This window comes from Flavobacterium sp. FG139 (assembly GCF_057809695.1).
On the sequence record NZ_JBMDKL010000018.1, the window covers coordinates 49593 to 62636 of the forward strand.

14 protein-coding genes are annotated in these 13044 nt (G+C 32.8%); 8 read left to right on the plus strand and 6 right to left on the minus strand.

The genetic code is table 11. The features are described 5' to 3' along the window. Positions 1-64: 64 nt before the first annotated feature. Positions 65-1138, minus strand: coding sequence for a peptide chain release factor 1 (prfA, locus tag ACODSI_RS13760; protein WP_488917437.1), 1074 nt, complete (start codon positions 1136-1138; stop codon positions 65-67). 102 nt (positions 1139-1240) lie between these two features. Between prfA and ACODSI_RS13765 the strand changes: the two genes are divergently transcribed. The 3 genes from ACODSI_RS13765 to ACODSI_RS13775 all read left to right on the plus strand — a co-directional run bounded on the left by ACODSI_RS13765 (position 1241) and on the right by ACODSI_RS13775 (position 4650). Next, complete coding sequence (locus ACODSI_RS13765; RefSeq protein ID WP_488917438.1) at positions 1241-1744, plus strand: DUF6265 family protein; 504 nt, start codon at positions 1241-1243, stop codon at positions 1742-1744. Positions 1745-1927: 183 nt separating this feature from the next. Next, positions 1928-4099, plus strand: a complete 2172-nt coding sequence (locus ACODSI_RS13770; RefSeq protein WP_488917439.1) for a TonB-dependent siderophore receptor — start codon at positions 1928-1930, stop codon at positions 4097-4099. Positions 4100-4101: 2 nt separating this feature from the next. Further along, positions 4102-4650, plus strand: coding sequence for a PepSY-associated TM helix domain-containing protein (locus tag ACODSI_RS13775; RefSeq protein WP_488917440.1), 549 nt, complete (start codon positions 4102-4104; stop codon positions 4648-4650). A 35-nt stretch (positions 4651-4685) separates the two neighbouring features. On the opposite strand, the gene ACODSI_RS13780 is transcribed toward ACODSI_RS13775, so the two are convergent. Continuing rightward, complete coding sequence (locus ACODSI_RS13780; RefSeq protein WP_488917441.1) at positions 4686-5048, minus strand: DUF983 domain-containing protein; 363 nt, start codon at positions 5046-5048, stop codon at positions 4686-4688. Positions 5049-5140: 92 nt separating this feature from the next. On the opposite strand from ACODSI_RS13780, the gene ACODSI_RS13785 reads away from it, so the two are divergent. Continuing rightward, a complete protein-coding gene (locus ACODSI_RS13785) occupies positions 5141-6007 on the plus strand; it encodes an AraC family transcriptional regulator (RefSeq protein WP_488917442.1) in 867 nt (288 codons plus the stop codon). Positions 6008-6052: 45 nt separating this feature from the next. On the opposite strand, the gene ACODSI_RS13790 is transcribed toward ACODSI_RS13785, so the two are convergent. Next, positions 6053-7516: an aminoacyl-histidine dipeptidase gene (locus ACODSI_RS13790; RefSeq protein WP_488917443.1), complete on the minus strand. Its 1464-nt coding sequence runs from the start codon at positions 7514-7516 to the stop codon at positions 6053-6055. Between the two features lie 96 nt (positions 7517-7612). Here ACODSI_RS13790 and ACODSI_RS13795 point away from each other — a divergent pair, with 96 nt between their 5' ends. Beyond that, complete coding sequence (locus tag ACODSI_RS13795; RefSeq protein ID WP_488917444.1) at positions 7613-8674, plus strand: DUF3810 domain-containing protein; 1062 nt, start codon at positions 7613-7615, stop codon at positions 8672-8674. Here ACODSI_RS13795 and ACODSI_RS13800 read toward each other — a convergent pair whose 3' ends face one another. After that, positions 8675-9526: a YitT family protein gene (locus ACODSI_RS13800; RefSeq protein WP_488917445.1), complete on the minus strand. Its 852-nt coding sequence runs from the start codon at positions 9524-9526 to the stop codon at positions 8675-8677. It abuts the gene before it with no gap. Between the two features lie 177 nt (positions 9527-9703). On the opposite strand from ACODSI_RS13800, the gene ACODSI_RS13805 reads away from it, so the two are divergent. Both ACODSI_RS13805 and ACODSI_RS13810 read left to right on the plus strand, forming a co-directional pair. Further along, the gene (locus tag ACODSI_RS13805; RefSeq protein ID WP_488917446.1) at positions 9704-10198 is read left to right on the plus strand and encodes an RNA polymerase sigma factor; all 495 of its coding nucleotides are present in this window, start codon (positions 9704-9706) and stop codon (positions 10196-10198) included. Between the two features lie 7 nt (positions 10199-10205). Next, positions 10206-10826, plus strand: a complete 621-nt coding sequence (locus ACODSI_RS13810) for a DUF8845 family protein (protein ID WP_488917450.1) — start codon at positions 10206-10208, stop codon at positions 10824-10826. A gap of 28 nt (positions 10827-10854) precedes the next feature. Here the strand turns inward: ACODSI_RS13810 and ACODSI_RS13815 are convergent, their stop codons facing one another. Both ACODSI_RS13815 and ACODSI_RS13820 read right to left on the minus strand, forming a co-directional pair. After that, positions 10855-11664, minus strand: coding sequence for a lysophospholipid acyltransferase family protein (locus ACODSI_RS13815; RefSeq protein WP_488917447.1), 810 nt, complete (start codon positions 11662-11664; stop codon positions 10855-10857). A gap of 45 nt (positions 11665-11709) precedes the next feature. Further along, positions 11710-12348, minus strand: a complete 639-nt coding sequence (locus ACODSI_RS13820) for an NUDIX hydrolase (protein ID WP_488917448.1) — start codon at positions 12346-12348, stop codon at positions 11710-11712. Positions 12349-12413: 65 nt separating this feature from the next. Here ACODSI_RS13820 and ACODSI_RS13825 point away from each other — a divergent pair, with 65 nt between their 5' ends. Further along, the gene (locus ACODSI_RS13825; protein WP_488917449.1) at positions 12414-12857 is read left to right on the plus strand and encodes a DUF4268 domain-containing protein; all 444 of its coding nucleotides are present in this window, start codon (positions 12414-12416) and stop codon (positions 12855-12857) included. Positions 12858-13044: the final 187 nt, after the last annotated feature.

Genomic DNA, 13044 nt, shown 5'->3' on the forward strand with positions numbered 1-13044 from the left:
GTTAGTTTTGGTTTAAATTGGGTGGAATAGCCGTGATTTTTTTCACGGCTATTCTTTTTATTATTTAAAAAACTTCAGATTCTTTCAGCTTCTCCATGTTGTTAACCAATTGAAGTTCGTCAACAAATTTTTGGATTTTACCATTCATAACCCCATCCATATCGAAGACGTCTAATCCAATTCGGTGATCGGTAACGCGTCCTTGTGAATAGTTGTATGTTCTAATTTTGGCAGAACGGTCACCTGAACTCACTTGAGACGAACGCTTGGTAGCATCTTCTGCTTGTTTTTTTGCTAATTCTTGTTCGTACAAACGCGAACGCAACACTTCAAGAGCTTTATCTTTATTTTTATGTTGTGATTTTTGATCCTGACATTGCGCCACCAATCCGGTTGGAATGTGGGTTAAACGCACTGCCGATTTAGTGGTATTTACCGATTGTCCGCCAGGCCCTGACGAACAGAAAAAGTCAACACGAACATCATTCATGTCAATTTGCACGTCAAATTCTTCAGCTTCAGGCAAAACCATAACTGTTGCCGCAGAAGTATGAACACGTCCTTGTGTTTCTGTTTGTGGAACACGTTGTACACGGTGAACACCAGCTTCAAACTTCAACGTACCGTAAACGTCTTCTCCAGTAACTTCAAAAATAACCTCTTTAAATCCGCCAGAAGTTCCTTCGTTCATATCAACCACAGAAGTTCTCCAACCTCGAGTTTCACAATACTTGGTGTACATTCTGAATAAATCACCTGCAAAAATTGAAGCTTCGTCGCCTCCAGTTCCAGCCCGGATTTCAACCATAACATTTTTGGCATCTTCAGGATCTTTAGGAATCAACATGAATTTGATTTCTTCCTCCAATTGAGGCAAACGCTCTTTGGCTTCATCCAATTGCATTTTGGCCATTTCTACCATTTCTGCATCAGATCCATCAGCAAGAATTTCGTTGGCTTCTTCTATATTTCCAGTGACATTAATCAATTCTTCGCGCTTTTCCATCAAATCTTTAAGTCCTTTATACTCTTGATTTAATTGCACATAACGTTTTTGATCGGAGATAACATCAGGTTGAATAATCAAATCTGAAATTTCATCGAAACGCTGCTTTACATATTGAAGTCTTTCTAACATTTTGAATTCTTTATTTGGAGTGCAAAAGTAATAAAAAAAGTGTTCGGTTGAGAGTGTTCGGTTGGCATATTTTTCATAGTATTGTAGTATCAAATCTTTAGTATGAAAAAAATAACACTTCCAATAGCACTAATCATTTTAATTGTAACATCATCTTGTAATAGATATGACGCCAAAGGAAATCTAATAAAAAGTTATGACGAATTGCAAAAGGCAAAATGGCTCATTGGAGAATGGGAGAAAAAAGATAGTCTTGGCGATTTAAAAGAAATTTGGGCCAGCCAAGACGACAGTACCTTTACAGGGCAATCTTATTACATACAAAACGAAAAAGATACTTTACACTTCGAACAAATCGAATTGAAGCAGGATGGCGAGCATCTTATATACACTGCAACTGTTCGTGGCGAAAATAACGATTCCCCAATACCTTTCCAAATGACCAAAGATGAGGATAGTTTGTTGGTTTTTGAAAACCCAAAACACGATTATCCTCAAAAAATTCAATATCAATTATTAAAAAATGGAAGTTTAGTTGCTACGGTTTCTGGAAAACAAAATAAAAAACCAAGCGCTGAATCTTATACTATGATTAGGAAAAAATAGGCTATAACCCATTATACACCTACAAACTTGCTCCAAAGGCAAGTTTTTTTTATGGCTAATTTTCAGAAAATCAACAGTATAAAATTGAACAAATGTTAATTATTTATATTTAATCTAAATAAACTTTGTGAATTGATTTTTGGTATTTATATTTGCATCACTATTTTTAATTATTCTAAATAAATGTATAAATATAAAATCTTTTCGGCCTTTGCACTTTTTATTTGTGCAACTAGTTTTGCTCAAGAAACTAAAAACTATGATGACCTTTACGCTGTTAACGATACCGTTAAAAACAAAAAAGGTGAAGTTCTGCAAGAAGTCATCATAACTGCAAACCAGCAAAAAAATCCAATAAATGTTGGAAAAGCAGGAATCAAACCAATGGATTTGCCGCAAGCTACAGCCATAATAAATCAGGCAACAATTCAAAATCAACAAATTTCTTCGATTACTGATTTACTAAAAAATGTAAATGGTGTCTACATTATGGGAACTACTGGTGGTTATCAAGAAGAAATTGCTTCAAGAGGAAGTGCACTTTCTAGCTCGAATACATTCAAAAATGGAATTCGCTATTTCAGCGGAATGAGGACGGAATTTTCAGGAATTGAAAAAGCAGAATTTCTAAAAGGAAGTGCCGCCATATTATTCGGAAATGTCGCACCTGGTGGAATTTTAAACTTGATTACCAAAAAGCCTAAGTTTGATTTTGGTGGTGAAATCGGATTTACCTTCGGGAGTTTTGATGCTATAAAACCAACTTTTGACATTTATGGCGCTCTCAATAAATCAAAAACAATGGCTTTCAGAATTGATGGGAGTTACACTAAAGCAAACAGCTTTAGAAACGATGTTAGCTCAGAAAATTACTATTTCAATCCTTCGTTTTTAGCCAAATTAAGTAAAAAAACACAGCTTTTAATTGAAGGAGATTTTCTAAAAAATAGAACCACACCCGATTTTGGAGCAGGAATAATTAATTATCAAATTGTTGATATTCCTAGAGATCGTTTTCTTGGTGTAAGTTGGGGTTATTTTGATGCAAAACAATCTTCGGCAACGGCTACATTAACTCATAAATTTAATGACAACTGGGATTTAAATTTTATTAATGGATTGCGTTTTTATGAAACCGATTTATTTACAAATTCACGTCCAAATGCCTCTGGTGGCACAATTCAAGCAAATGGAAATTGGACCAGAAGTATTCAAAGAAGTGAAGTAAAAGACAATTATTTTATCCAGCAACTGGATTTAAAAGGAAAATTTGCAACTGGTAAAATAGAACATCAAATTTTATTCGGAGCAGATAGTGAAATTTACAAAACAAAAACTACTGCCTATACTGTAAAAACAAACTACGATACTATCAATATTTTTCAAGATTATACTAGTGCTAACGAACCAGCAATTCCAACTTTGCCACAAAGTACACTAACAACTGCACCAGTAAATCGCTTTGGAATTTACACTCAAGATTTAATTAGTTTCAACAAATACATCAAACTTTTAGCTGGTGTGCGCTACAGTTATCAAGATACCAATAGTAATGTTTTGACTTATTCAACAAATGTTACTGCTACAACAAACAATTACGATCAAGCATTTTCACCAAGAGTTGGACTGATTTTGCAACCCTCTGTAAATCATTCAATCTTTGCAACTTATTCTAATTCATTCCAAGTAAATACAGGAACTGACATCAATTTCAACGCATTAAAGCCTTCCATAATTGACCAATATGAAATTGGAATTAAGAACAAATTATTTGAAGAGCGTTTATTTTTAAACGTAACAGCTTACCAAATCAACAATAGTAATTTAGCTCAAACTTCGTTAGAAAACGGAAACACCAACACAAACATTAAAGAATTAGCAGGAAAAACTAGAAGTCAAGGAATTGAATTGGACATTGTTGCTAATCCTGTTAAAGGTTTATCGGTTATTGCTGGATATAGTTTTTCAGAAACTAAATATATAGAAAGTAATACATATATCGAGGGAAGTGAATTGAAATACAATCCGAAAAACACCGCTAATATAAGTTTCAATTACAAAGTTGAAACTGGAAAATTAAAAGGATTAAATCTTGGATTGGTAAACACTTACTTTGGAAAACGATTTGCTGGACGTTCCACTAGAGTTACTGTAAACAACGACGCGTATCAATTAATTCCCTTGAATGACTTTATACAAGTGGACGCTACATTGGCCTATGTGTGCAAAAAATGGGCCATCAGAACCAAACTAAGCAATTTGTTTAACGAATTGAATTACAACATTCACGACGATAATAGTTTGAACCCAATTGCTCCACGAAATTATTCGGTATCCTTAAATTACACTTTCTAATTATGAGTTCAACATTAAAAGCCAGAAACTTACACCGCGATTTAGGTTATTTTTACATTGGATTGATTATCTCGTTTGCCTTTTCAGGAATACTGATGAACCACAGAGAATCTTGGCATCCAGAAAAATACACGGTTCAAACTAAAGCTATAACAGTTAGCATTCCAAAAGATACTGATATCACCGAAAAATATGCCGAAGAACTTGGAAAAAAATTGGGTATAGATGATAAAATTCGACGTCATAAAGTAAAAAAAGACTTGCTGAAAATTTCATTTGAAAAAAATGATGTTGAAATCGATTTGAAAACTGGAAAAGGTGAAATTGTAACATTCTCCAAAACACCGATAATCAGTCAAGCAATGAAGTTGCACAAAAACACCTCCAATTGGTGGATTTATTACAGTGATATTTTTGGGATATCATTGATTACGATTGCCATTACAGGTGCCATTATGATTAAAGTAGGAAAAAATACTTTTGGAAAACGTGGTTGGAAACTGGCTCTTGCCGGATTGATTGTACCACTTTTGATTCTTTTGTTTGTTTAAGGTTGAAAAGCTCCGATCTAGATTGGAGCTTTTTTTTATTTTGAATAATTTTTAAACGCATACATCCAAATCATACGTGACAATCGAATATTAAAAAAACTCAACGACAAAATCACAAAACCGATGACGAATAATATTCTTGCATCAAAGCTTTTTTCGAAAAATAACGTACATATAAAATAGGTAATCAATGCTTGACCGACAGTAATGGCATAATTGACAAACATTGCACCAAAAAAATAACCCGGTTCTTTTTCAAACTTCGTATGACAATGACTGCAATATTCGTTCATTTTTGGAAATCCCAAACTAAAAAAGAAACTCTTATCGGCAAAAACTTTTCCTTTATTACAATTTGGACATTCATTTTTAAAGATGTGAAATATAGTAGCTAACATTGTTTGAATTTTTATACAAAATTAGTCTATATTCATTTAAAAAACATTTTGTAAATTCGCTATTACTACCACAAAAAAGACATTTTTGAATAATGAGTAAGTTTCCTATATATAAAATCTCAAATTTTAATTTCACTACTGTAAATAGCGAATTGTATGTAAACACGTTTAAAAATCATTTAAAAAATCATAGTTTCATAGAAAAACCACACCGTCACAACTTTTATTTATTAGTACTATTTACACATGGAACTGGAATTCACGAAATAGATTTTGATCGATATGAAATAAAAAGAGGAAGCATGTTTATGTTGCAACCCGGACAAATTCACAATTGGAAATTATCCGAAGACGTTGATGGTTACATCATTTTTTATTCGCAAGAAACCTATAATTTACATTTTGGAACTAAAAAAATTGAAGACTATTCTTTCTATCAATCGGTAAAATCAAAACCTGAATTAGTATATGATGAAGAGGAACTTCAAGATATTGAAGTGTATTTTAATCTGATGAAAAAAGAAAGTGAATCGGTTAAATCAAAACAGAAAGAAGCGATTTTAAATTTGTTAGACATCATAAACATTGAAATTTCTAGAAAATATTTACCTGAAAACAATCATAAAACACCCATTTATAATCATAAGATCAATCAATTTGAAGAATTAATTGATGTAAATTTTAAATCTGAGAAATCGCCATCGTTTTACGCTTCCAAAATGAGTATTACATTGAAACATTTGAACCGAATTTGCAAAACAATTTTGAACAAAACGGCAACCGAACTAATTACAGCACGCGTAATTCTGGAAACTAAGCGTCTTTTAATCGATCAAAATAAATCCATTAGTCAAATTGCAGATGAATTGAATTATGAAAATTACTCCTATTTTGCCAAACTTTTCAAAAAAGAAACTGGAACTTCTCCTAGTGAATTTAGGAAGAATTTGAGCACATAAAAAAACCTCGCTTATTTCTAAACGAGGTTATCTATGTTCATTTCTCTATTTTTTTTCTGGAATATTCTCCAAAATCTCCAAAACAAATTTCCAGAATTTTTGAGAGGAAGAAATACTTGCTCTTTCATCTGGGCTGTGTGCTCCATGAATGGTTGGTCCAAACGAAATCATGTCCATTCCCGGGTAATTGGTTCCTAAAATTCCACATTCTAAACCAGCATGACAAGCAGCAACGTTGGGTTTTGTTCCGTTTTGCTTTTCGTATATTTTCACTAACAAATCCAAGATTTCTGAATTTACATTAGGTGTCCAACCCGGATAACTTCCAGAAAATTCAACTTCGCATCCAAACAATTCATATGCCGAACGCAAAGCATTGGCCAAATCAAATTTTGAACTTTCAACAGAAGAACGCGTTAAGTTTTGAATGGTAATTTCGCCCTCTTTTACAATCACTCGAGCAATATTGTTAGACGTTTCTACCAATCCTGGAATATCGGCACTCATTCGGTAAACACCATTATGCGCAGCGTAAATACCACGTAAAAAACCTTCTTGAACTCCTAAATCCATTACTTTACTTGGCAAATCGCTTTTCGTAATTTCAATGGTCAAATTAGGCTCCATCGTTTTGAATTCGGCTTTAATATCCCCAATAATTTCTTGCATATCAAAAGTAAAAGCTTCATCATACATAGCCGCAACAATCACTTTAGCCGTACTTTCTCTCGGAATGGCATTGCGCAAACTTCCACCAGAAATTTCAGCAATTTGAAGTCCGAAATTCTCGAATCCATCAAACAACAAACGATTCATTATTTTGTTGGCATTACCCAAACCTTTGTGAATATCCATACCAGAATGTCCGCCATTCAAGCCTTTTACCGTAATGGTATATCCTACAGAACCTTCTGGAGTTTCTTCTTCGTGATAACTTCTGTTAGCAGTAACATCAATACCACCAGCACAACCAATTCCGATTTCATCGTCTTCTTCGGTGTCCATATTTAACAGAATTTCTCCTTTTAAAATACCGCCTTTTAAATTCAAAGCGCCAGTCATACCGGTTTCTTCATCAATAGTAAAAAGGGCATCAATAGCAGGATGCGCGATATCTTTGCTTTCCAAAATGGCCATCATCATCGCAACTCCAAGTCCGTTATCGGCGCCAAGAGTAGTTCCACGAGCACGAACCCAGTCGCCATCCACATACATGTCAATTCCTTGGGTATCAAAATCAAACTCGGTATCATTATTTTTTTGACACACCATATCCAAATGTCCTTGAAGTACAATTGGCTTACGATTTTCCATTCCAGCTGTAGCAGGTTTTCTGATGATTACATTTCGGATTTCATCTTCAAAAGTTTCTAATCCTAAACTGGTTCCGAAGTTTTTCATGAATTCTATCACACGATCTTCTTTTTTGGAAGGACGTGGCACCGCATTTAAATCGGCAAATTTGTTCCAAAGTGCTTTTGGCTCCAGATTTCTAATTTCTTGGCTCATTATATAGTAGTTTGTTTATTTTAAAACACAAAGTTACAAAGTTTAATTGCTGCAGCGAATTGATTTGTGATTATATTTACAATTCAAAATTGCGAAGTGAAAAGAAGTTATATTTTACCGTTATTTCTAATTATTCAGATTGTTTTTCTGAAAGTACTTGCCTATTTTCCCGAAATAGTAGAACGATGGTACAGCAACGGATTGTACGTTTTTATTTCCAAATGCTCCAGAACACTTTTGGGTAAAATTCCGTTTTCAGTTGGTGATTTCTTATACGGTGTCGCGGTCATTTATATTTTAATTCAAATTTGGAAAAACCGAAAAACATGGAAATTGCATTGGAAAGATAATCTACTGAAAATTACTAGTTTTATTTCTGTAGTGTATTTTATGTTTCATGTGTTATGGGCATTTAATTATTATCGCGTACCGTTGTTTGAGAAGATGAGCATCCAGCGAGAGTATACAAAAGCTGATTTAATTGCTTTTACAGAAAAATTGATTGTAAAAACCAACGCCATTCAATTGGAAATAAATAAGAATAAAAATCTAAAAGTAATCAATCCGTATGTGCAAGATACTATTTTCAAAATGTCACAAAACGGTTATGATAATCTTACAAAGGAATATCCTTTTTTCTACTATGAAATTCCGAGTAAGAAAAAATCACTTTTGAGTTTACCCCTAACCTATATGGGATTTGCAGGTTATCTGAATCCGTTTACCAACGAAGCACAAGTCAATGATAAACTACCAATGGTGAGCTTTCCAAATGTAGTTTGTCACGAAATGGCGCACCAAATTGGTTATGCCAGTGAAAGTGAATGTAATTTTATTGGTTTTTTAGCGGGAATAAAGAATGAGGATTTGTATTTTCAATACTCGGCTTACAGTAACGCACTACGGTATTGCATGACCAATATTGGCATGAAAGATGAAGTTCAATTCAAAGTACTTAAAAACAAAATCAATCCTGGAATTCTAGCCAACTTTAAAGAAAGTGATTTATTTTGGAAGCAATACGATACGTTTATAGACAAAGGTTTTCATGCATTCTACGATCAATTCTTAAAAATGAATCAACAAAAAGACGGTATTGAGAGCTACAGTAAGTTTGTGAATTTGCTGGTCAATTATTATGGTAAAAAAGGTTTGTAATTAATGATGTAAGGATTTTTTTGAAATCATTCCACCTTTTACATCTTTTACACTACTGATGATGATGAAGGCATTTTCATCAATTTTACCCACTTCTGCTTTGAGTTTATTCAATTCCAATCGAGTAACAACCGTATATATTATATCAACCGCTTCACTATCGCCACGAGTTCCATAGCCGCTTTGCCCTTTGTAAGTGGTTACACCGTGTCGCAAATTTTGAATCAAAGCCAATTTAATTTCTGTACTAAAATTAGATATAATGGTCACACCCATAAATTCTTCAATTCCATCTATTAGAAAATCTAAGGTTTTGGAAGCAGATAAATAAGTTATCATCGAATACAATGCTATTTCAACTGATAAAAAATAAGCCGCAATAGAAAAAATTATCACGTTAATAACGATGATAATGTCTCCAATAGTGGTCCCGAATTTTCGACTTAAATAAATCGCTAATACTTCGGTTCCGTCAATAACAGCGCCACCTCTGACGGTTAAACCAATTCCTGCTCCTAGAAAAAAACCACCAAAAATAGCAACTAATAAATTATCGTTGGTTACATTCGGAAAAGTTACTTGGGCAACCACCAGTGCCAATCCACAAATGGCAGCAATCGTTTTAAAAGCAAACGCTTTACCTAGTATCTTATACCCCAAAATGATAAAAGGAATATTAATAATAATGATTAAAACATAAAGAGGAATACCTGTTAAAGCAGATATTAATAATGATATTCCTGTAGCACCTCCATCAATAAAATGGTTGGTTAACAAAAATCCTTTGAAACCAAAAGCGGCTGAAAATATACCTAATACAATTAAGATAAAATCTTTCAAGTGTCGTTTCATGGTCGTTATCTCTTTTATAAATTGTAATCTGACTTCAGGTAAAAATAAGGAAATTTTGCCTTTTTCTATCTTAATTTGGTTAATTATAACATTTAATTCGAAAGGTTAGTCTTATACTGAAATAACATATTTAACGTATCTTGTAACAAAATCTAATTAAACTTTACTAACGTATATATGAGCGAGAATTTGGAACAATCTTTTGTGCAGCAATTGCGTCAAAACCAGAATATCATCCACAAGATTTGTAGGTTGTATACTTCTGATGAAGATGCGCATAAAGATTTGTTTCAGGAAATCACAATCCAGTTGTGGAAAGCATTTCCTAAATTTCGTGGCGATGCCAAATTTTCTACTTGGGCCTATCGCGTAGCACTAAATACTGCCATTACTTTATATCGAAAAAGTACTCGATCCGTTTCTACTGTTGATTATGAAAAGCATAGTTTTTTTATCAGCCAAGAAGAATATAACAGTGAAGAAGAAGAACAATTAAAATTAATGTACAAAGCGGTACATCAATTGAATGACATCGAGAAAGCGCTTATTTTTATGTATTTAGAAGATAAAGATTATACAGAAATTGCAGAAACATTGGGTATAAGTGAAGTAAATGCGAGGGTAAAAATGAACAGAATAAAAGGTAAATTAAAAAAAATATTAAATCCGTAAGGTCATGATGGAAGAATTGGATTTATTAAAAAAAGATTGGAAAAAGAACGAAAATTCTTTTCAACAAATATCGGAAGTAGACATTTATAAAATGATTCATAAAAAATCATCTTCTATTGTAAAGTTGATTTTAATTATTAGCATTTTAGAGATGGTCCTTTGGGCTGGAATTAGCATGTTCTATAATTCGGACGACTATTTAATTAAAACACACAATGAGTATTTGATAGACTATTTCAAATACATTACCATTTTTAATTATGTTGTTGTCATAGCCTTTATTTTAATGTTTTATAAAAATTATAGAGCTATCTCAACCATAACATCAACCAAACAATTGATGAAAGACATCCTTAAAACCAGAAAAACAGTAAAGTGGTATGTTTGGTATAATTTAGCAATGATAGCTGTAAGTATGGTAATTGGGTTTGTATTGGTTTTTTCTTTAGACCCAAGAATTCATCAACTCACTTCAAAACACAATGCCTTACTTATTATGATTGCTTTTTGTACCATTTGTATTGTGGTAATTGTAGGAGTATTTTGGTTGTTTTACCGTCTTCTGTATGGCATTTTACTTCGTAAATTATATAAAAACTATAACGAGTTAAAGAAAATAGATTTATAAAAAAAGTCCCGAATTATCGGGACTTTTTTTAATATTCCCACTGACGTAGGCGATTTAATTTTTCTTGTTCTTCTATTTCTTCAGCCGGAATTACTTTCAAAAAAGAAGGATGTTGCTCAATGGCATATTCTACTTTCTCAACAATTTGTTCAATGGTATCATTCTCATAATCTATCTCCAAAGGTGCTTTAATAATAAACGATTGCAATATATTTTTCTTTTTCAATCGCAATCCTTTTTTATCAAACGAACGACGGAAACCATCAATAACGATAGGCACTACAATAGGTTTATGTTGCTTAATAATGTGCGCTGTTCCCTTCCGAACCGGTTTAAATGATTTGGTCGTTCCTTGCGGAAAAGTAATCACCCAACCATCATCGAGAGCAATCTTTATATTTTCAGTATCATTGGGATTAACTTCTCGCTTTTCAGTAACATCTTTACCTCCCGAACGCCAAGTACGTTCTACAGTTATTGCTCCGACATAAGCAAGAATTCTGGGAAGTAATCCCGCTTTCATAGTTTCACTAGCAGCAACATAATACAAATTCATTTTAGGTTGCCACAAATACCCAACATTTTTAATATTATTTTCCCTACCCGAAAGACTAGCATTGAACACATGAAACATAGCTACTACATCGGCAAAATACGTTTGATGATTGGAAATAAACAAGACATTTTTATCCGGAAGACTTCTGATAATTTCGGAACCTTCAATTTGTAATTCATTAAAACCACGGTACCTTCTGTGCGTGATCCCACCGAAAATTCGGATTAACCATTTTTTAATAAAAAGTATGTGTCCAAAAGGATTTCGCTTAAACAAACCCATAATTATTTATAGAATTTTGAACCACAAACATACAAAATTTCTACCTTACAGAATCATCTTTAAAGCTTCTTTTAGTTCGCTCAACATCATAGCAGTTGCACCCCAAACAGAATGTTCATCTATCTGAAAAACGGGTACTTCAATTGATTTAGAATACGAAGTTTGCAATGTTTTATTTATTATTATTGAATCATCTAATAACATAGATAAAGGCATTTCAACTATCCCAGCCACTTCTTCTTCCTGAAGAGTAAACTGCAATTCACTTGTAGAAATTCCCAAAAAAGGATGAACTAAAAAATTACTAGGCGGAATATAAACAGATGAGAAATCTCTAAGTACCAAAATCTTATCCGGATGAATACCAATTTCTTCGTGTGTTTCTCGTAAGGCAGTCGCTTTTAAATCAAAATCAATCTCTTCAACCTTACCACCAGGAAAAGCAATCTGTGAAGAATGTACGCCTGGATAGGAATTTCGAACTATTAGTAATAAATGTGTTTCTTCTTTCTTAGGATAAAAAAGCATCATCACAGCAGCATTTCTTGCATTATCAAGATTATCAAAACCTTCTTCTATCAATTTTACTCTTTCAAAAGGTGCCATTTTAATATGTGCCGAGGTTGCAGGCAAATCCACAGTAACAATATTTTGAATAGCATTAAAAAAGTGATTGAAATTCATAACAATGGTTCTAAATAATTATAAATTTACCAAAAAAATAGAACAAACCCAAAAAAAGTAATTGGATGTATAGCAAAGAAGAGAGTTTAAAGATAAAAAAAGAGTTTTGGGTGCAATTTGCAGAAGCCTATCCTAAAAAATGGATCTTGTATGATACTAAAATTAAAGATGTTACTTTTAAATTTTATGTTGATAACAAAAAAGCTCAAGTTTTATTAGATATCGAACCAAAAGAAGAAGAAAAACGCAAAATCTATTTTGAAAAAATAGAGTCACTAAAAACTATTCTAACAGAAGATTTCCTGCCAGAAGCAATTTTAGAAAGAAATTATTATCTAGAAACTGGTAAAGTTATCAGTAGAATTTGGGTTGACAAATTTGATGTAAGTCTAAATAATAGAAACACTTGGAATGAAATATTTGACTTTTTTTATGAAACTATGTCACAGTTCGAACTCTTTTTCTATGAATACGAAGACTATATAAAAGACTTAGAAATCAATACTTAACATTTTAGCGTTTCCCTTTGGGTCGTTCTTTTGTTTGTATTTTTACTTTTTTTTAAGAAAAGGATGCCGCTAGAATACCTCACTCGATTTAGTAAAAATAGTCATGATTATTTTTAAAAAACAGAACAAAACAAAAAAACCCTTCATTTTCATGAAGGGTTTTAAAAAACAAGGCGGCGACATACTC